We start from the raw sequence: 18,609 nt of genomic DNA on the forward strand, positions 1-18,609 counted from the left end.
GGCGGTCTCGGGGTCCTCAAGGGCAAGCTCAGCGACGCCGCCTACGGGCTCGTCGAGGTCGAGTGCGGCCTGAGCAACACCACCCTGACGGGGATCTGCAACCCGAAGGTTCCCGGCCTGCTCGAAGGTCTCGACCTCGTGGACACCGGCGTGACGACCCTCGTCGACGGCGTCGTCGCCAAGGTCCAGGGTGGCATCGGCGGCCCCAAGGACACGGCGAAGAACCAGACCCTGCGAGGCGGCGTCAACGACCTCCAGAGCGGCGTCGACCTGCTGAGCCTCGGCGGGCTCGACCTCGTCGACGCGGTCGACCAGCTCACGGCCGGAGCGGACCGCGTGCACGGCGGGACCTCCCAGGTGGCGACGGGTGCCAAGGACCTCGGCGCGGGAGCCGCGAAGCTCGCGAAGGGGTCCGGTGACCTCGCCTCCGGTGCCGGTCAGCTCGACGCCGGCGTCGGCAGGCTGGCGAGTGGTGCGGGTCAGCTCGACGACGGCGCCGGCAAGCTCGAGACCGGTGCGGGTCAGCTCGCCAGTGGACTGGCGGACGCAGCCGGAGGGACGAGCAAGCTCGCCGCCGGGCTGACCGACGCCGCGGCCGGGGCGCCCGCTCTCGAGGACGGGGCGCGACGCCTCTCCGACGAAGGGACGAAGAAGCTCGTCGCGGCCGGCAAGGCCACGGCGGCCGACTACGGCGAGAAGTACGCCCTCATCGAGGTCGGGGCGCGGCGCGCCAAGGCCGAGGGGATGGCGTACGGCGCTCCGGTCGGTGCGATGGGTGCGACCGCCTACTCCTACGAGCTGGCGGGCGTCGACGGCGCGGGATCGGCGAACGCCGGTCGCGCAGCGGCTGCCCTCGGCGTCTTCGGACTGGCCGGCGGGAGCGTGCTGCTCAGGCGACGCTTCCTCTGAGCCGGCTCGACGAGAGGCCACGGACCGGGACCGGTTCGTGGCCTCTCGACGTCTCGGCGGCTCCCGGGAGTCAGCTCGGCCTGTCGCAGACGAAGATCGCCGTGCCGGGGATGATGCGGCCGCGCAACGGCGACCAGCCGCCCCACGGCTGGTCGTGGCCCTCGGGCCACTCGGGCTCGACGAGGTCGACGAGCACGAGGCCGGCCGCGGCGATCTCCCGCACCCGGTCACCCAGGGTGCGGTGGTGCTCGACGTAGGTGGCGCGACCCGCCTCGTCCTGCTCGACGTACGGCGTGCGGTCGAAGTAGGAGTGGCGAGCCGTCAGCCCCCCGGCACCCGGGTCGTCGGGGAACGCCCACCGCACGGGGTGGGTCGTCGAGAAGACGAAGCGTCCCCCGGGCCGCAGCACCCGGGCCGCCTCCCGCATGACGACGTCGGAGTCCCCGACGAAGGGCACGACACCGTATGCCGTGAAGACCGTGTCGAACGACGCGTCGGCGAAGGGCAGGGCCCGGCCGTCGCACTGGACGAAGGGGACGCGGGCCGGAGCCAGCGCCGGGTCGAGGGTGTCGTTGACGGCCACCCCGGTCGCCACCATGCCGGCGGAGATGTCGGTGGCCACCACCGTCGCGCCGTGCGCGGCGAGCCAGCGCGAGCACTGCCCCGAGCCGGCCCCGATCTCGAGGACCTGCCGCCCGGCCGGGTCGCCGAGCAGGCGGGCGTCCTCCTCGCGGAGGCGCTCGGGGCCCCAGACGAAGTCGGTGTCGCCGAGGAACGAGCCGTGCTCGACGTAGTACGAGCCGGCCTCGTGGTCCCACCACGTGCGGTTGGCCGTGGCCGTCTCGGCCGGGGGAGCGGGACGGCGGGTGGCCTCGGTGGGCGTGCTCACGGCATACATCGTCTCTTTTGACCGGGTGCTGACAGCGCGGATAGGATTGCCGAGCGCATTCGTGTGCGCACGCTCAATGTTGAACCTGTCCACAAGGCATCGGGGCACAGGCCGTGACGGCCGCCGCCGCGAGGGCCCCAATCTAACCGTCCACAATCGGAGTTCCTACTACATGACTGCCAACACGGTCGAGAAGACCGCGCCTGAGATCGCCATCAACGACATCGGCTCTCAGGAAGACATCCTTGCGGCGATCGACGCCACCATCAAGGACTTCAACGACGGCGACATCGTCGAGGGTCGCATCGTCAAGGTCGACCGGGACGAGGTCCTGCTCGACATCGGCTACAAGACCGAGGGCGTCATCCCCTCGCGCGAGCTGTCCATCAAGCACGACGTCGACCCCGGCGAGATCGTCAAGGTCGGTGACGAGGTCGAGGCCCTCGTCCTCCAGAAGGAGGACAAGGAAGGCCGTCTGATCCTGTCCAAGAAGCGTGCGCAGTACGAGCGCGCCTGGGGCACGATCGAGAAGGTCAAGGAAGAGGACGGCGTCGTCACCGGCACCGTCATCGAGGTCGTCAAGGGTGGTCTCATCCTCGACATCGGCCTTCGCGGCTTCCTGCCCGCCTCGCTCGTCGAGATGCGCCGTGTCCGCGACCTCCAGCCGTACGTCGGCAAGGAGATCGAGGCCAAGATCATCGAGCTCGACAAGAACCGCAACAACGTGGTCCTGTCGCGCCGTGCCTGGCTCGAGCAGACGCAGTCCGAGGTGCGCACGACGTTCCTCAAGGAGCTCCAGAAGGGCCAGGTCCGTTCGGGCGTCGTGTCCTCCATCGTCAACTTCGGTGCGTTCGTGGACCTCGGCGGCGTCGACGGTCTCGTCCACGTCTCCGAGCTGTCGTGGAAGCACATCGACCACCCGTCCGAGGTCGTCGAGGTCGGCACCGAGGTCACCGTCGAGGTGCTCGACGTCGACATGGACCGCGAGCGTGTCTCCTTGTCGCTGAAGGCGACGCAGGAGGACCCGTGGCAGCACTTCGCCCGGACCCACGCCATCGGCCAGGTCGTCCCCGGCAAGGTCACCAAGCTCGTCCCGTTCGGTGCGTTCGTTCGCGTCGAGGACGGCATCGAGGGCCTCGTGCACATCTCCGAGCTGGCCGAGCGCCACGTGGAGCTGCCGGAGCAGGTCGTCAACGTCGGCGACGAGATCTTCGTCAAGGTCATCGACATCGACCTCGAGCGTCGTCGCATCTCGCTGTCGCTCAAGCAGGCCAACGACCAGGCCGTCTCGGCGTCGGAGTTCGACCCGACGCTCTACGGCATGGCCGCCGAGTACGACGAGCAGGGCAACTACAAGTACCCCGAGGGCTTCGACTCGGAGACGAACGAGTGGCTCGAGGGCTTCGACGCCCAGCGCGAGAAGTGGGAGCGTCAGTACGCCGACGCCCACGCTCGCTGGGAGGCCCACAAGGCCCAGGTCGACGCCGCGACGAAGGCCGACGCCGAGGCTGCGGCCAACGCCGGCTCTGCGACGTCCTACTCGTCCGCGACCGGTGACGTCGCCGAGGCCGGCGACGCCGACCGTGGCGAGCGCGCCCCGCGCAACGCCCCGGCTCCCGTCGAGGGCACGCTGGCCTCGGACGAGGCGCTCGCCGCGCTTCGCGAGAAGCTGACGGGCAACTGACGCCAGTCACCCCGCAACACCCGAGAGCCCCGGACCGTCACGGTCCGGGGCTCTCGTGCGTCTGTCGCGGGGGCAGGCGCGGCCGGCGACGCGCGGCTAGGTTGGTCCGGTGCAGCCATCGCAGCCCCGCGACACGCCCGCCTCGGCACCTCCGCGGGCGCCGGTGCGCCCGGGTCCGTGGGTGTCGGGCCGGTTCGACGTGGAGGGGCACCGGGGAGCGCGGGGGCTGGTGGTCGAGCACACCCTGGCGAGCTTCGACGCGGCTCTCGACGCCGGGGTGACCGGCATCGAGCTCGACGTCCGCCTGACGGCCGACGGCCAGGTCGTCGTCTGGCACGACCCGGTGCTCTCGCCCGAGCAGTGCACGTCGTCGAGCCCGGAGCTCGTCGGGGCACGCGTCCGTGACCTGACGCTCGAGCAGCTGCGCACGGTCGACATCGGCAGCCGGACCCTCGCGCGCTTCCCCGGCCAGCGCCCGTCCCCGGGTGCGCACGTCTGCACCCTCGACGAGGTCCTCGCTCACGGTCTGGTCCGGGACCCGTCCGTGTGGTGGACGGTCGAGCTCAAGGTCGACCCGCGCGACGCGGGCGAGGCACGCAGCCGTCGGCAGCTCGTCGAGGGGGTGCTGCAGAGCGTGCACGACGCGTCGGTCGAGCACCGGTGCTTCGTCCACTCCTTCGACTGGGCCGTGCTCGAGCTCTCGGCCGGACTCGCACCGGACGTGCTGCGCTCGGCGCTCGTGGAGACCGGGGTGACCTGGGTCGTGGGGAGCCCGTGGACAGGAAGCGTCCGGGTGGGGGAGTCGCACGACGACGTCTGTGCGGGTGCCGTCGCCGTCGGAGCACACGTCATCTCGCCCGAGCACGACCTCGTCGACGAGGCCTTCGTGGAGCACGCCCACGCCGCCGGTCTCGCCGTCCTGCCGTGGACCGTCAACGACGCCGATCGCATGCGCGACCTCGTCGCCGCCGGGGTGGACGGTCTCGTCACGGACCACCCGGACCGGGCGTCGGCCGTGCTGGCGCGCACCGCCGACTGAACGCGGGACTCCGGTGCCCGGGCGAGGTGGGCGAGCCTGTCCGTAGCGAGGGGCCGGACCCCCGTGGGTCCGGCCCCTCGCTCCCCCTCCCGGTTGCCCCGCCGGGGCAGGAGCTGTGGCGCTCGTGGCACACTCGTTCGGTCGACAGGCACCGATGTCGGCGCCGCCACCGCGACCGGCAGCAGCTGGGTGGGGACCCCTGGACCCCACCCATTCGCTAGAACGCCGTTCCAGCGGACTCATGATGCTTTCGAAGGGCTCCGATGTCAACAGACCGGGCGTACGACAACAGCTCCCGGGCCGAGGCGGCGCAGGCGACCCGCCGACGGATCATCCAGACCGCGGGCGAGATGCTGCTCCGGGACGGCTACCACGCGATGTCGGTCAGCGCCCTCGCCGGCGCGGCCGGGGTCAGCGCACAGACCGTCTACAACGCGGTCGGCGGCAAGGCCGCCGTCGTCAAGGCGGTCTACGACGTCATGCTCGTCGGCGACGACGCCCCGGTGGCCATGCAGGACCGGCCCGAGTTCCGCGCCATGTCGGAGGCTCCCGACCACGAGGCCTTCATGCGCGCGTATGCCGCGTTGTGCGCCACGATCTACGAGCGCGTCGGCCCGCTCCTCGGCGTCCTGCTCGCTCAGGGCCCGGGAAACGACAGCAGCCTGCAGGAGTTCGTCGCGACCATCGACCGTGAGCGACGGGTCGGCAACACCAATGCCCTCAACGCGCTCGAGCGTGCCCACGGCCTGCCGTCCGGGCTCGACCGCGAGCGCTTCATCGACATCGTCTGGACCGTGTCGGCTCCCGAGACCTACGACCGGTTCGTGCGACGCTGCGGGTGGACCCACGCGATGTACGCCGACTGGCTGGCCGAGGCACTCGTCGCGATCTACGACCGTGCCAGCAACCGAACGCAGGAGGACTGAGATGCCCCGCCAGATCGCGACCACCACCGACGTCGACCGTGACGCCATGCTCGACTTCGTCCGGCCGCGCCACTCGATGGTGCTCATGACGCAGCGTGCCGACGGACGTCCTCAGGCCTCCCCGGTGACCGGGGGCGTCGACGAGCAGGGCCGGATCGTCGTCTCGACCTACCCCGAGCGCGCCAAGACGACGAACGCCCGACGCCGTCCGCAGGTCAGCGTCCTCGTGCTGTCCGACGACTTCGGCGGGGCGTGGGTCCAGGTCGACGGCGACTGCGAGGTCATCGACCTCCCGGAGTCGGTCGAGCCGCTCGTCGACTACTTCCGGGCCATCTCCGGCGAGCACCCCGACTGGGACGAGTACCGCCAGGCGATGCGCGACCAGGGCAAGTCCCTGCTGCGCATCACCCCGACCCGCTGGGGTCCGGTCGCGACCGGCGGGTTCCCCGCGCGCCTCGCCTGAGGTCGTCCGTGCTGCGCGTCGGGGTCACCGGAGGAATCGGTTCGGGCAAGTCCACCGTCTCGCGTCGACTGGGTGAGCTCGGCGCGCACGTCGTCGACGCCGACGCGGTGGCGCGCGAGGTCGTCGAGCCGGGCGAACCCGCCCTGCAACGGATCCGGGAGCGGTTCGGGCAGGGCGTGGTCCGCCCGGACGGCTCGCTCGACCGGGCAGGCCTGGCCGCCCTCGTCTTCCCGGACCGCGTCGCCCTCGACGCGCTCGATGCGATCACGGGACCCGCGATCAGCGCCCGGGTCGCCGAACTGCGAGCCGCAGCCCCTCGAAGCGGCATCTCGGTCTACGACATGCCGCTCCTCGTCGAGCGCGGCCTCTGGGTGCACGAGCACCTGTCCGTCGTCGTCGAGACCGACGTGGAGACCCGGGTCCGCCGGCTCGTCGATCAGCGCGGCCTCGCCGAGCAGGACGTCCGCCACCGCATCGCGGCGCAGGCCACGGACGAGCAGCGGCGCGCCGTCGCCGACGTCGTCCTCGACAACTCCGGCGCCCCGGAGGAGCTCGTGCGTGCCGTCGACGACCTCTGGGCGACCCGGCTCGAGCCGTATGCCGCGAACCTGGTGCACGGCACGCGGTCGCGCCGACCCGAGCGTGCGGCCGACGTCGTCGTCGGGCCGCGCGCCGACTGGGAGCCGCGCGCCGAGCGCGTCGTCGCACGCCTCGCCGCCGCACTCGCCCCCACCGGGGTCGTCACCGAGGTGTCGCACATCGGGTCGACGTCCGTGCCCGGGCTGCTCGCCAAGGACGTCATCGACGTCCAGGTCGGGGTGCACCGCCTCGTCGACGCGGACCGTGACGACGTGCGACGCGCCCTGGCGGATGCCGGCTTCGTCTTCGCGCACGGCGTGCACAGCGACACGCCCCACCCCCTCGGCTCCGACCCCGAGGACTGGGTCAAGCGCTTCCTCGGTGGTTGCGACCCGGAGAACAACGTGAACGTCCACGTCCGCGAGAAGGGCTCTGCCGGCTGGCGTTTCGCGTTGCTGTTCCGCGACTGGCTGCGTCACGAGGCCCCCGAGAAGGAGGCATACGCCGCCGAGAAGCGTCGGCTCCTCGCGCTCCACGACACGACGTCCGACTACGTCGAGGCCAAGGAGCCGTGGTTCGAGGGCGCCTGGCAGCGCGCGTCGGACTGGGCCGCGCGCACGGGGTGGCAGCCACGCTAGGGAGGCACCCGGCATACGCAGTCAGTTCGTGGTGTTGTGGGTGGCATGCGTGGTGAGTACAAGGTTCCCGGTGGCAAGCTCGTGGCGGTCGACCTCGAGGAGGTGGACGGCCGGCTGGCCGAGGTGAGCGTGTCGGGCGACTTCTTCCTCGAGCCCGACGAGGCGCTCGGCGACATCAACGCCGCCCTGACCGGCATGCCCGTCGAGGCCGGCGTGGAGCAGCTCGCCGGCGCCGTCACCGGCGCCCTCGCGGACGACGTGTCGCTCATCGGCTTCACCGCCGAGTCGATCGGCATCGCGATCCGCCGGGCGCTCGGCAAGGCGACGGGGTGGGACGACCACGACTTCGACGTCATCCCGGCCCGCGTGCTCGCACCGGCCCTGCACGTCGCCCTCGACGAGGTCATCGCCCGGGAGGTGGCCGCCGGGACGCGGCCCCCGACGGCGCGCTTCTGGGACTGGGACAGCCCGCTCGTCGTCATCGGCTCGTTCCAGTCCGTGCGCAACGAGGTCGACCCCGACGGGGCGCGGCAGCACGGGATCGACGTCGTGCGGCGCGTCTCCGGAGGCGGGGCGATGTTCATGGAACCCGGCAACACCATCACGTACTCGCTCGTCGTGCCGACCTCGCTCGTCGAGGGCCTCAGCTTCGAGCGGTCGTACTCCTTCCTCGACGAGTGGGTCATCGGCGCTCTCGCCGACGTCGGCGTCGACGCGCACTTCGTGCCCCTCAACGACATCGCGAGCGACCGCGGCAAGATCGGCGGCGCTGCCCAGAAGCGGTTCGCCTCGGGCGCCGTGCTCCACCACGTGACGATGGCCTACGACATCGACGCCGACAAGATGCTCGAGGTCCTGCGCATCGGGCGCGAGAAGATGAGCGACAAGGGCACGAAGTCGGCCAACAAGCGCGTCGACCCCATGCGCTCGCAGACCGGCATGACCCGGGAGGCGATCCTCGAGTCGTTCGCGGCCTCCTTCTCCCGACGCTACCGCTCGTCCGAGTCCGACTACACGCCCGCCGAGCTCGCGAGCGCCCAGCGGCTCGTCGACGAGAAGTTCGCGACGCCCGAGTGGACCCACCGCGTGCCGTGACGTCGAGAAGGGACTGACGGCTCCGACGTCTCGTCCGAGGCGGCAGACTGGCCGCCACGACCGAAGGGGCACTCATGAAGTACGTCATCCTCATCCACTCCAACCCGCAGCCGTGGGGCCACCCGACGGGCGACTTCGTCGCCGAGGCCCTGGCCCGGCCGACGGAGGAGCGTGAACGCGGGGGAGCCGCGTTCGACGCGATGCTCGAGGAGCTCTCCCGCAGCGGCGAGCTCAAGGGCGGAGAGGCGCTCGGCGATCCCGCCGCCGCCCGGCTCTACCGCTGGGACGTGGCCGGGACCGTCGCGACCGACGGGCCCTACGCCGAGAGCAAGGAGCACCTCGCCGGCTTCTTCCTGCTCGACGTCGCCACCCGGGAGCGCGCCGAGGAGCTCGCGGTCCGGTTCGCCGGCCCCGGAGACACCGTCGAGCTGCGCCCCGCCCACGTCTGGGAGGACGAGGGAAATGGGCACTGTCGGTCGTGCGACGTACGGTTGAGCCATGCGTCCCACGACCGACCTCCAGCGCACGGTGGCACCCTTCGAGGTGATCTCCGAGTACACCCCGAGCGGTGACCAGCCCACGGCGATCGCCGAGCTCGCGCGGCGGGTCAAGGCGGGGGAGACCGACACCGTCCTGCTTGGCGCGACCGGCACCGGCAAGTCCGCCACGACCGCCTGGCTCATCGAGCAGGTCCAGCGGCCGACCCTCGTCATGGCGCCGAACAAGACGCTCGCTGCCCAGCTCGCCAACGAGTTCCGTGAGCTGCTGCCCAACAACGCCGTCGAGTACTTCGTCAGCTACTACGACTACTACCAGCCCGAGGCGTACATCCCGCAGACCGACACCTACATCGAGAAGGACAGCTCGGTCAACGACGAGGTCGAGCGCCTGCGCCACTCGGCGACCAACTCCCTGCTCACCCGGCGCGACGTCATCGTCGTCGCGTCGGTGTCCTGCATCTACGGCCTCGGCACGCCGCAGGAGTACGTCGACCGGATGGCCCGGCTCAAGGTCGGCCAGGAGGTCGTGCGCGACGACCTGCTGCGTCGCTTCGTCGAGATGCAGTACACCCGCAACGACCTCGCCTTCACCCGTGGCACCTTCCGCGTGCGCGGCGACACCGTCGAGATCATCCCGGTCTACGAGGAGCTCGCGATCCGCATCGAGTTCTTCGGCGACGAGATCGAGCGCATCTACACGCTGCACCCCGTGACCGGTGAGGTCGTCAACGAGGAGCAGGAGATGTACGTCTTCCCGGCCTCCCACTACGTCGCCGGCCCCGAGCGCATGGAGCGCGCGATCCGCGGCATCGAGCTCGAGCTCGAGGACCAGCTGGCCCTCTTCGAGAAGCAGGGCAAGCTGCTCGAGGCCCAGCGCCTGCGCATGCGCACGACCTACGACCTCGAGATGATGCGCCAGGTCGGCTTCTGCAACGGCATCGAGAACTACAGCCGCCACATCGACGGGCGCACGTCCGGCTCGGCGCCGAACTGCCTCATCGACTACTTCCCCGAGGACTTCCTCCTCGTCCTCGACGAGTCGCACCAGACGGTGCCGCAGATCGGCGCGATGTACGAGGGCGACATGTCCCGCAAGCGGATGCTCGTCGAGCACGGCTTCCGCCTGCCCAGCGCCATGGACAACCGGCCGCTGAAGTGGGAGGAGTTCCTCGAGCGCATCGGGCAGACGGTCTACCTCTCCGCGACGCCGGGGGAGTACGAGCTGGCCAAGTCGGGTCCGCCCGTCGAGCAGATCATCCGGCCGACCGGACTCATCGACCCCGAGGTCGTGCTCAAGCCCACCAAGGGCCAGATCGACGACCTCATGCACGAGATCCAGGAGCGCACCAAGCGCAACGAGCGCGTCCTCGTCACGACGCTGACCAAGAAGATGGCCGAGGACCTCACCGACTACCTCCTCGACAAGGGCATCAGGGTCCGCTACCTCCACAGCGACATCGACACGCTGCGCCGCGTCGAGCTGCTGCGCGAGCTGCGGACCGGCGTCTACGACGTCCTCGTCGGCATCAACCTCCTGCGCGAGGGCCTCGACCTTCCCGAGGTGTCGCTCGTGTCGATCCTCGACGCCGACAAGGAGGGCTTCCTCAGGTCGGCCCGCTCCCTCATCCAGACGATCGGTCGTGCGGCCCGAAACGTGTCGGGCCAGGTCCACATGTACGCCGACAAGATGACCCCGTCGATGGAGCAGGCGCTCGACGAGACCAACCGCCGCCGGGAGAAGCAGATCGCCTACAACACCGAGCACGGCATCGACCCGACCCCGCTGCGCAAGAAGATCGCCGACATCACCGACCTGCTCGAGCGCGAGGACGCCGACACCCAGGAGCTCCTCGGCTCCGGCCGCATCCAGTCCCGTGGCAAGACGGGATCGGGCCGCGGCGCGATGGCGGCCGACGTCGGCGTCTCCGCGGGCGGCTCGACCAACCGCCCGGCCGACATGGCGGCAGCGGACCTCGCCGGCCTCATCCAGGAGCTCACGACCCAGATGCACCAGGCTGCGGCGGAGCTGCACTTCGAGCTCGCCGCACGCCTGCGCGACGAGATCGGCGACCTCAAGAAGGAGCTGCGGCAGATGAGTGCCGCGACGCGATGAGGGCTCTGTACCGACGACGTGACGACGTGACGACGTGAGGTCAGCGTGATGGTCGACGGACGCACGGGTCGCGAGGTGGCCGACCGGCTGCGCGCCGCGGCTCTCGGTCTGCCCGGGGCGTGGGAGGACTCGCCGTGGGACGGCGACACGGTCGCCAAGGTGGGCGACAAGATCTTCGTCTTCCTCGGTGGCGCCTCGATCGGCGTGAAGTGCGCCCGCAGCCGGGCCGAGGCCGACGAGTGGCTGCACCGCTATCCCGACGACGCCACCGTCATGGCCTACATCGGTCGGCACGGATGGAACACCCTGCGCACGACGGGGGCCATCGGCGCGGACGAGCTCCCCGAGGCGATCGAGACCTCCTACGAGCTCGTCGTCTCCGGCTTGCCGCGCAGCAGGCGGCCGGCGCCCGTGGACCCGTCGCGCGCCGTCCCCGCCGACTGAGGCCTTCGACCGAGGTCTTCGACGTGAGGCCCGGTCGGCAGGGACGGCGGGCGACACGCCACGCCCACGTGGCGGGATCGATTTGAGGCGCGGCACCGAGAGTGAAAGACTCAGGCGTTCACGGAGGGGAGTATCCCCGACACGACGGGCTCGTCATCACGGAGTGGGTCTCACCACCTCTCCCGGTCCCGTCGGTCCGACACGACGTCGGGCGGGAGAGACCTCCGGTTACTGATCTGGTGACCGGAAGGTTGTGCCCATGAACGTTCCCATGTGGGGCTGGTTCCTCATGATCGGCCTGATGGCCGTGTTCCTGCTCGTCGACGTCTTCGTCATCGCACGACGACCGCACGTGCCGTCGATGGCCGAGGCCGGCCGGCACCTGGCGTTCTACGTCACGGCTGCGGTGCTCTTCGGCCTCTTCGTGTGGTTCGAGTGGGGTGGCCAGTACGCCGGTGAGTTCTACGCCGGCTGGCTCACCGAGTACTCCCTGTCGGTCGACAACCTCTTCGTCTTCCTGCTCATCATGGCCAGCTTCAAGGTCCCGCAGAAGCTGCAGCAGTCCGCGCTCATGATCGGCATCATCATCGCGATCATCCTGCGCGGCGTCTTCATCGCCCTCGGTGCGGTCGTCATCAACGCCTACTCTTGGGTGTTCTACCTCTTCGGCGCCTTCCTCGTGTACACGGCCGTCAAGCTCGCCACCGGCGGCGAGTCCGACGACGACGAGTACCACGAGAACCGCCTCCTCGTCTGGATCGAGAAGCGCTTCCCGGCCACGAAGGAGTGGAACGGCACCCGCCTGACGGTGCTCGAGAACGGCAAGCGCCTCATCACCCCGATGCTCATCATCATCCTGGCGCTCGGCACGACCGACCTGCTCTTCGCTCTCGACTCCATCCCGGCGATCTACGGCCTGACCAAGGAACCGTTCCTCGTCCTGACGGCCAACATCTTCGCGCTCATGGGTCTGCGGCAGCTGTACTTCCTCATCGGCGGCCTGCTCAAGAAGCTCGTCTACCTCAGCATCGGCCTCGCCGTGCTGCTCGCGTTCATCGGCGTCAAGCTCGTCCTGCACGCCCTGCACGAGAACAACCTGCCGTTCATCAACGGCGGTCAGCCGCTCGAGGGCGTTCCCGACATCCCGATCCTCGTCTCGCTCGGCGCGATCGTCGTCATCCTCGGCGTGACCACCCTGGCCAGCCTCTGGAAGTCCAACCGCGACGCGAAGCTCGAGGCGTCCGAGACCGACGTCGCGCCGGCACGGCGTGACGGCGACGAGTCGGCCCCCGTCGTGGACGACGACCCCGCCCGTCACGTGGACCGGCGGGCGGCGACGCACGACGCACCCTGACCCCGGCACGGCACGGCACGGCACGGCCCGACTCGGGCCGTGCCGGGCCGGGCCGATCCGATCCGGATCGTGCCTTCGGGCCGCCCACGAGGGTGCCCCCGGGCATTCTCGCCGCGTCAGCGGCTCGGCAGCGTCCGCCGCAGCGCGACGCGGCGCCTGCGCAGCCCGGCGATGACCATCCGTTGCCGGCGCAGGAGCAGCCGGCGCTCGGGGTTGGTCACGAGCTGCCCGCCCAGCGGGACGAACGTCGGCAGATGGCGCAGGCGGTCCTCGATGGCGGTCAGGGCGCCGATGAGCTCGCGGATCGTCATGGACGACACGCGGGTGACCGACACGTCGGCGAGGGCGGGCAGGTTCAGCGGCTGGGACATGCGGGCTCCAAGGCGGTGCACGGGTGCAGCCGGGCGTCATCGAGGTGGGACGGCCGGCCGCCACGTCGGCTCCCGATCAGGGCGGCGCTCGAGGGGTGGGCGTGACAGGGAAGATACGGCCGGACGTCGGGCCCCGGCAGGGACCAAGGTCCCGATCCGGGCACGCGTTTCCGGCTAGCGCACCCGGTGGGCCACGGACCAACCCAGCAGGGCGGGCACGGCCATGAGGGCGAAGACGACGGCATACGCCCCCGGGACGGTCCCGCCTGCAGCGGCGAAGGCGATGGCAGACAGCGCGATCGCGGTGGCGGCCCCCGAGGAGTCGCCGATCTGCAGGGCCGAGCTGACGAGCCCCTGCTCGGTGCTCCCGGCCCGCGCGAGCGCCTGCGCGGTGACGCGGGGGTAGAGCGTGCCGATGCCGAGCCCCACGACGGGGAAGAGAGCGATGACGACCCAGGTCGGGCAGTCGAGGGCCACCGCACCTGCCAACGCCGCCAGTGACACGGTGATCGCGGCCAGGGACCCCGTCGCGGTGCGACCGATCTCGAACCGACGGTCCCAGCGCCCCTGCACCCATGAGCCGACGAACCACGTCACCCCGGTCACGGTGAGGGCCACCCCGGCGAGGCTCGGGCTGAGGCCGTCCCGCTCGGTGAGCAACCGCGGCAGGTAGACCTCGGCCCCGCTGAAGGCGGCGAACGCCAGGGCGCGCAGGGCGATGTCGGTCGGCAGCCCCTGGGCGGCCCGAAGCGTCCCGCGCGGCGTGAGCGGCAGCAGGGTCAGGGCGACGACGACGAGGGCCACGACCGCCACGGCGATCCCGAGCGCGTCGAGGCGGTCGGCGGCGGCGTTGAGGCCGAGCACGGCGACCGCGAGCACTCCCGAGGCCGCGATGGAGCGGGTCCGCCACGGCACGTCCACGACCTCCTGGCGCAGCCCGGTCAGGATGCGCCCGAGGAGCACGGCCGCCACGACGAGCACGACGAGCGCGAGGCCGAAGACCCAGCGCCACCCGATGGTCTGGGTGATGACGCCGGCCACGAACGGGCCGGCGATCGAGGGCACGACCCAGGCGGCCGAGAAGCCGGCGAGGATCGCCGTGTGCAGTCGCTGGGGGTAGACGCGCGTCACGAGGACGTAGAGCGCGGTGCTCGTCATGCCCGCCCCCAGGCCCTGCACGACGCGCGCCGCCACGAGCAACCCCATCGACGGGGCGAGGCCGGCGACGACGAGCCCGGTCGCGAAGAGCGCGAGCCCCAGCAGCAGGGGAGGGCGAGGACCGCGACGGTCGGCGAGGTTGCCCGACCAGACGATGCTGACGATCCCCGACGCCAGGGTCGCGGTGAAGGCCATCGCGTAGAGCGCTGCTCCGTCGAGGTCACGGGCGATCGTCGGCATCACCGTGGTCAGGGCGAGTGCCTCGAAGGCGTGGAGCGACACGAGCGCCAGCACCCCGACGGTGGTGGCCCTCAGGGCAGGCGACATGATGCCGCCCCCGTCGTCGGGGACGGCCGGCGGTGGGTCAGTGCGCATGGTGCCCGAGGTCATGCGGCGACGGTAGGACCTCGAGTCGACCTGAGGTCAAGGCGGTCGTCATCCCGGTCCCATGCCGGCGTCCGGCGACTCGGGGCGAGCCTGCGAGCCGAGCACGACGGCGCTGGCGAGCACGACGAGGACCATACCCGCCACCTGGCTCCGGTCGAGCACCTGGTGGAGCACCACGAGCCCGGCGAGCGCGGCCACGACCGGCTCCAGGCTGAGCAGGATCCCGAAGACGTGCTGGGCCAGGTGACGGAGCGCGACGAGCTCGAGGGAGTACGGCAGCACGGAGGACAGGACGGCGATCCCGAGGCCCAGCGCGACGTCGCCGGGGGTCCAGCGGTCCACCGACGTCAGGCCCAGGGGAGCGACGGCGACGGTCGAGACGATGAGCGCCAGGGCCAGCCCGTCGAGGCCCCCGAACGCCCGGCCGGTGCGTTGGCTCAGCACGATGTAGGCCGCCCACATGACCCCCGCGAACGCGGCGAAGCCGACCCCGACGAGGTCGAGCCGCGCCCACGACGTGTGCAACACCCCCGACACGAGCAGGACCCCCACCGCAGCCGCGGCCACGGCGACGACGTCCCTCGGGCGGCGGCTCAGCGCGGCAGCCAGGCCGAGCGGCCCGAGGAACTCGATGGTGACGGCGACGCCGATCGGCAGGTGTGCCAGGGAGGCGTAGAACGAGGTGTTCATGGCGGCGAGGGCCAGCCCGAAGAGCACCACGGTGCCCCAGTCGGAGCGGCTGCGGCCCCGCCACGACGGTCGCGCCACGGCACAGAGGATCACCATGGCGAAGAGCAGGCGCAGCAGCACCGAGCCGGGTGCCCCGATGCGGGGGACGAGCGTCGCGGCGAAGGCCCCGCCGAACTGGACGGAGACGACCCCGGCGAGGACGAGAAGGGGAGCGGTGCGGCGGTCGACGCTCACGGCATCGGGAGGCGCCCGGCCGCGACGAGCGTGGCCATGCGGTCGTCGGGCAGGTCCTCCTCGACGAGCACGCCACCGGTCTCGGAGGCGTGGACCATGCGGCCGGGACGCACAACGATGCCGACGTGGTGGATGCGGCGGCCGGACCTCGCGAAGAAGTAGAGGTCGCCGGAGCGCACCTCGTCGAGCTCGACCGGCGCCGCGAAGCCGGCCTGGGCGTAGGCGTCGCGAGCCACGACCACACCCATCCGCCGCCAGGCGTGCAGCACGAGGCCGGAGCAGTCGAAGCCGTGGGGGGAGACGCCCGACCAGAGGTAGGGCAGGCCGATGTGCCGGCGTGCCTCGGTCACGGCGGGGTGGTCCAACGGCTCGTGCGTCCCGTGGTCCGACGGCACGGTCGGGACCAGGTCGGCGGTCGGCTGGGGCGTGGGCCCCGTGTCGGCGACGGGCGACAGGTGGGCCGAGGGCACCCAGCCCGGATAGCCCCGGGGCTCCTCGGGGGACAGCTGCCACGGGGCGAGGACCTGGGACCACGACCCGGCTCCCTCGACCCGGCGCGTCTGCGTGACGATGACCGGCTCGCCCACGAGCAGCTGGGTCTCGACGCGGCCGTGCAGGCCCAGGCGGCCGTCTCCCGACTCGTCGTCTGAGGCGTGCGCGTCGAGCGCCGCCAGCCACTCCGTGACGTCGGGGTCGTCCGCCACCATGGGCCGGTCGACGGCCCGCGGACTCTCGGGGCCGGACCACACGGTCGTCACCGGGACACGGACGACCTGGGTGGCAGGGAGGCGGGGGGCGGCGGCGACGGTCGAGCTCACGACCGTCATCCTCGCACCACGCGACGACGGCGCTCGGGCTGCCCGGGTGCCGGGACGTGCGCGCGCAGCGGCCCACCGCCTGAGCCTGTCTCTTCCCTCACGAATCGCCGTGGACCTGGCCCGGGTACTGGTCGGCGCGCGTCCGGAGCCGTACCGTCAGAGGTATGGAAGCGCGAATCACCTTCGAGGGATTCGAATCCCCCAAGAACCGACGTCACGGCCCGGACGGGGACCTCGTCGACGTGAAGGGGTGGCTCCGTGCCCCGGTGGACTGGACCGGCGGTCCGCACCTCGAGCACATCTGGCGCGAGAAGCACGGCCGGTCCCGGCTCGGTGTCGGGCTCGCCGTCGCGAACAACCCGCGTCGGCACATCCTCATGACCAACGTCCCGCCGGATCTCGACTTCCTCCGGTCCGAGCTCGAGTCGCTCATCGCCGAGCTCGACCCCGACACCGATCCCGACCCGCGGCCCGACCTCGAGGGCGCCCAGTAGGCAGGTGCGCCCCACGGCCGGTCGGGCCCACCGGCTCTCGTCCCCCCTGTCGTCCCCTTTTGTCCGGCGTGTCCCGGTGCGCGCCGCGGGGACCGTCACCTCCACCGGGTGATCTGCCCGACTCGCCCACGCGGCAAGCGATCCCGCTCGTACGCTGAGGCCGTGGCGAGGCCCGCGATCATCACCGTGGACGACGACGCGCCCGTCTCGGCGGCGATCGCGCGGGACCTGCGCGCCCGCTACGGGGCCGAGCACCGCATCCTGCGTGCACCCTCCGGCGCCGAGGCCCTCGACCTCGTCGTGCGCCTCCTGCTGCGCGGACAGCCGCTGGCGCTCGTGGCCTCCGACCAGCGCATGCCGTCCATGTCCGGCATCGAGCTGCTGGCACGCGTGCGGGCCGACGTGCCGGACGCGAAGCTGCTCCTGCTCACGGCGTACGCCGACACGGACGTCGCGATCTCGGCCATCAACGACATCGGCCTGGACCACTACCTCCTCAAGCCCTGGGACCCGCCCGAGGACCGGCTCTACCCGGTCGTCGACGACCTGCTCTCCGACTGGCACAACGCCCACCCGGAGCAGGGCCACGACGTCCGGGTCGTCGGGCACCGGTGGTCCGAGGGCAGCCAGGTCGTCAAGACCTTCCTCGCCAACAACCACGTCCCCTACGTCTGGCTCGACGTCGAGCTCGACGCGGAGGGCGCTCGGCTGCGTGACCTCGCGGGAGCCGGGCCGGAGGACCTGCCCCTCGTGCTCGTGCCGGACGGCGAGACGCTGCGCGCCCCCACTGCGTTGACGGTCGCCACGGCCCTGGGCCTGCGCACCAGGGCGGAGCGGGACCTCTACGACCTCTGCATCGTCGGCGGAGGCCCGGCCGGGCTCGCGGCCGCCGTCTACGCGGCGTCCGAGGGACTGAGCACCGTCGTCGTCGAGCACGACGCGCCCGGCGGCCAGTCGGGTCAGAGCGCGGCCATCGAGAACTACCTCGGGTTCCCGCGCGGCCTGTCCGGCGCCGACCTCGCGCAGCGCGCCATAGCCCAGGCCCGGCGGTTCGGTGCCGAGATGGTGCTCGCCCGCGACGTCGTCGCCCTCGAGGCACGCGGCCCCGCCAGGGCGGTCCGCCTCGACGGCGCGGACGACATCGAGGCACGGAGCGTCGTGCTCGCCACGGGTGTCTCGTACCGGCGGCTCGACGCTCCCGGCATCGACGCGCTCGTCGGCCGAGGCGTGCAGTACGGCTCCAACGCCGGCCAGGCCGCTGCCTGCGCCGGTGACGAGGTCTACGTCGTCGGGGCGGCCAACTCCGCAGGGCAGGCCGTGCTCAACCTGGCCCGGTACGCCGAGCGCGTCACCCTGCTCGTCCGCGGCGACTCGCTCGAGGCGAGCATGTCGCAGTACCTCGTGGAGCGGATCCGGGCCCACGAGGGGATCCGCGTGCTGTGTCGTACCGAGGTGGCCGGCGCGGACGGTGACGGCCACCTCGAGCGCCTGACGCTCACGGACCGGCACACGGGCGGGACGGCGGACGTGCCGGCCGGTTGGCTCTTCGTCTACATCGGCGCGACGCCCCGGACCGACTGGTTGGGCGCCGACGTCGTGCGCGACGACCACGGCTTCGTCGTGACGGGGCACGACCTCGTGACCGGTCCGCTTGCCCGTGGGTGGTCGCTCGCGCGGCCGCCGTTCGCGCTCGAGACGAGCCTGCCGGGGGTCTTCGCGGCCGGTGACGTGCGCTCGGACTCGATGAAGCGCGTGGCCTCGGCCGTCGGCGAGGGCTCGATGTCGGTCTACTTCGTCCACCGCTACCTCGCCACGACCTGACGG

The 18,609-nt window shown here is 71.6% G+C and carries 17 protein-coding genes and 1 pseudogene; 13 read left to right on the forward strand and 5 right to left on the reverse strand.

Annotated features, from left to right (window positions below; genetic code table 11):
• Positions 1-909: pseudogene (locus tag TAE01_RS15220) on the forward strand (hypothetical protein); the annotation flags it as partial.
• A gap of 70 nt (positions 910-979) precedes the next feature.
• Here TAE01_RS15220 and TAE01_RS15225 read toward each other — a convergent pair.
• Positions 980-1,807, reverse strand: a complete 828-nt coding sequence (locus TAE01_RS15225) for a class I SAM-dependent methyltransferase (protein ID WP_186815233.1) — start codon at positions 1,805-1,807, stop codon at positions 980-982.
• A gap of 163 nt (positions 1,808-1,970) precedes the next feature.
• Between TAE01_RS15225 and rpsA the strand changes: the two genes are divergently transcribed.
• The 10 genes from rpsA (at position 1,971) to TAE01_RS15275 (ending at position 12,633) form a co-directional block, all read left to right on the forward strand.
• On the forward strand, positions 1,971-3,482 hold the full coding sequence (gene rpsA / locus TAE01_RS15230) for a 30S ribosomal protein S1 (protein WP_147067673.1): 1,512 nt from the start codon (positions 1,971-1,973) through the stop codon (positions 3,480-3,482).
• 109 nt (positions 3,483-3,591) lie between these two features.
• Positions 3,592-4,521, forward strand: a complete 930-nt coding sequence (locus TAE01_RS15235) for a glycerophosphodiester phosphodiesterase family protein (protein WP_246111383.1) — start codon at positions 3,592-3,594, stop codon at positions 4,519-4,521.
• Positions 4,522-4,784: 263 nt separating this feature from the next.
• Positions 4,785-5,447 carry a TetR/AcrR family transcriptional regulator gene (locus TAE01_RS15240; RefSeq protein ID WP_147067674.1) on the forward strand — a complete coding sequence of 221 codons (663 nt, stop codon included), beginning with the start codon at positions 4,785-4,787 and terminating at the stop codon, positions 5,445-5,447.
• A 1-nt stretch (position 5,448) separates the two neighbouring features.
• Positions 5,449-5,910, forward strand: a complete 462-nt coding sequence (locus tag TAE01_RS15245; RefSeq protein WP_147067675.1) for a PPOX class F420-dependent oxidoreductase — start codon at positions 5,449-5,451, stop codon at positions 5,908-5,910.
• A gap of 8 nt (positions 5,911-5,918) precedes the next feature.
• Complete coding sequence (gene coaE, locus TAE01_RS15250) at positions 5,919-7,127, forward strand: dephospho-CoA kinase (RefSeq protein WP_147067676.1); 1,209 nt, start codon at positions 5,919-5,921, stop codon at positions 7,125-7,127.
• Positions 7,128-7,172: 45 nt separating this feature from the next.
• Positions 7,173-8,222 (forward strand): lipoate-protein ligase LplAB, encoded by a 1,050-nt coding sequence (lplAB, locus tag TAE01_RS15255; protein WP_147067677.1) that lies wholly within the window; start codon positions 7,173-7,175, stop codon positions 8,220-8,222.
• A 74-nt stretch (positions 8,223-8,296) separates the two neighbouring features.
• The gene (locus TAE01_RS15260; protein WP_147067678.1) at positions 8,297-8,794 is read left to right on the forward strand and encodes a YciI family protein; all 498 of its coding nucleotides are present in this window, start codon (positions 8,297-8,299) and stop codon (positions 8,792-8,794) included.
• Positions 8,721-10,835: an excinuclease ABC subunit UvrB gene (gene uvrB, locus TAE01_RS15265; RefSeq protein ID WP_147067679.1), complete on the forward strand. Its 2,115-nt coding sequence runs from the start codon at positions 8,721-8,723 to the stop codon at positions 10,833-10,835. The genes TAE01_RS15260 and uvrB overlap by 74 nt, the downstream gene beginning before the upstream one ends.
• A 48-nt stretch (positions 10,836-10,883) precedes the next feature.
• Positions 10,884-11,279 (forward strand): MmcQ/YjbR family DNA-binding protein, encoded by a 396-nt coding sequence (locus TAE01_RS15270; RefSeq protein ID WP_147067680.1) that lies wholly within the window; start codon positions 10,884-10,886, stop codon positions 11,277-11,279.
• Between the two features lie 259 nt (positions 11,280-11,538).
• Entirely contained in the window at positions 11,539-12,633 is a 1,095-nt protein-coding gene (locus TAE01_RS15275; RefSeq protein WP_246111384.1) for a TerC family protein, read from the forward strand.
• Between the two features lie 116 nt (positions 12,634-12,749).
• Here the strand turns inward: TAE01_RS15275 and TAE01_RS15280 are convergent, their stop codons facing one another.
• The 4 genes from TAE01_RS15280 to TAE01_RS15295 form a co-directional block, all read right to left on the reverse strand.
• Positions 12,750-13,004, reverse strand: coding sequence for a hypothetical protein (locus TAE01_RS15280; protein WP_147067681.1), 255 nt, complete (start codon positions 13,002-13,004; stop codon positions 12,750-12,752).
• 174 nt (positions 13,005-13,178) lie between these two features.
• The gene (locus tag TAE01_RS15285; protein ID WP_147067682.1) at positions 13,179-14,552 is read right to left on the reverse strand and encodes an MFS transporter; all 1,374 of its coding nucleotides are present in this window, start codon (positions 14,550-14,552) and stop codon (positions 13,179-13,181) included.
• A gap of 45 nt (positions 14,553-14,597) precedes the next feature.
• Positions 14,598-15,473, reverse strand: a complete 876-nt coding sequence (locus tag TAE01_RS15290) for an EamA family transporter (RefSeq protein ID WP_147067683.1) — start codon at positions 15,471-15,473, stop codon at positions 14,598-14,600.
• Positions 15,470-16,291: a C40 family peptidase gene (locus tag TAE01_RS15295; RefSeq protein WP_222594146.1), complete on the reverse strand. Its 822-nt coding sequence runs from the start codon at positions 16,289-16,291 to the stop codon at positions 15,470-15,472. Before TAE01_RS15295 ends, TAE01_RS15290 begins: the two co-directional genes overlap by 4 nt.
• A gap of 164 nt (positions 16,292-16,455) precedes the next feature.
• Between TAE01_RS15295 and TAE01_RS15300 the strand changes: the two genes are divergently transcribed.
• Positions 16,456-16,785: a hypothetical protein gene (locus TAE01_RS15300; RefSeq protein ID WP_147067685.1), complete on the forward strand. Its 330-nt coding sequence runs from the start codon at positions 16,456-16,458 to the stop codon at positions 16,783-16,785.
• A gap of 162 nt (positions 16,786-16,947) precedes the next feature.
• Positions 16,948-18,606 carry an NAD(P)/FAD-dependent oxidoreductase gene (locus TAE01_RS15305; protein WP_147067686.1) on the forward strand — a complete coding sequence of 553 codons (1,659 nt, stop codon included), beginning with the start codon at positions 16,948-16,950 and terminating at the stop codon, positions 18,604-18,606.
• Positions 18,607-18,609 lie beyond the last annotated feature (3 nt).

It is taken from the genome of Terrabacter aerolatus, from assembly GCF_007991735.1.
Classification (GTDB): domain Bacteria; phylum Actinomycetota; class Actinomycetes; order Actinomycetales; family Dermatophilaceae; genus Terrabacter; species Terrabacter aerolatus.

Bases quoted from the DNA above. Each gene is read 5' to 3' on its own strand.
- TAE01_RS15245 (WP_147067675.1), top strand. From the start codon at position 5,449: ATGCCCCGCCAGATCGCGACCACCACCGACGTCGACCGTGACGCCATG.
- TAE01_RS15275 (WP_246111384.1), top strand. From the start codon at position 11,539: ATGAACGTTCCCATGTGGGGCTGGTTCCTCATGATCGGCCTGATGGCC.
- TAE01_RS15240 (WP_147067674.1), top strand. From the start codon at position 4,785: ATGTCAACAGACCGGGCGTACGACAACAGCTCCCGGGCCGAGGCGGCG.
- uvrB (WP_147067679.1), top strand. From the start codon at position 8,721: ATGCGTCCCACGACCGACCTCCAGCGCACGGTGGCACCCTTCGAGGTG.
- TAE01_RS15285 (WP_147067682.1), bottom strand. From the start codon at position 14,552: ATGACCTCGGGCACCATGCGCACTGACCCACCGCCGGCCGTCCCCGAC.
- TAE01_RS15280 (WP_147067681.1), bottom strand. From the start codon at position 13,004: ATGTCCCAGCCGCTGAACCTGCCCGCCCTCGCCGACGTGTCGGTCACC.
- lplAB (WP_147067677.1), top strand. From the start codon at position 7,173: ATGCGTGGTGAGTACAAGGTTCCCGGTGGCAAGCTCGTGGCGGTCGAC.
- TAE01_RS15300 (WP_147067685.1), top strand. From the start codon at position 16,456: ATGGAAGCGCGAATCACCTTCGAGGGATTCGAATCCCCCAAGAACCGA.
- TAE01_RS15225 (WP_186815233.1), bottom strand. From the start codon at position 1,807: ATGTATGCCGTGAGCACGCCCACCGAGGCCACCCGCCGTCCCGCTCCC.
- rpsA (WP_147067673.1), top strand. From the start codon at position 1,971: ATGACTGCCAACACGGTCGAGAAGACCGCGCCTGAGATCGCCATCAAC.
- TAE01_RS15270 (WP_147067680.1), top strand. From the start codon at position 10,884: ATGGTCGACGGACGCACGGGTCGCGAGGTGGCCGACCGGCTGCGCGCC.
- TAE01_RS15260 (WP_147067678.1), top strand. From the start codon at position 8,297: ATGAAGTACGTCATCCTCATCCACTCCAACCCGCAGCCGTGGGGCCAC.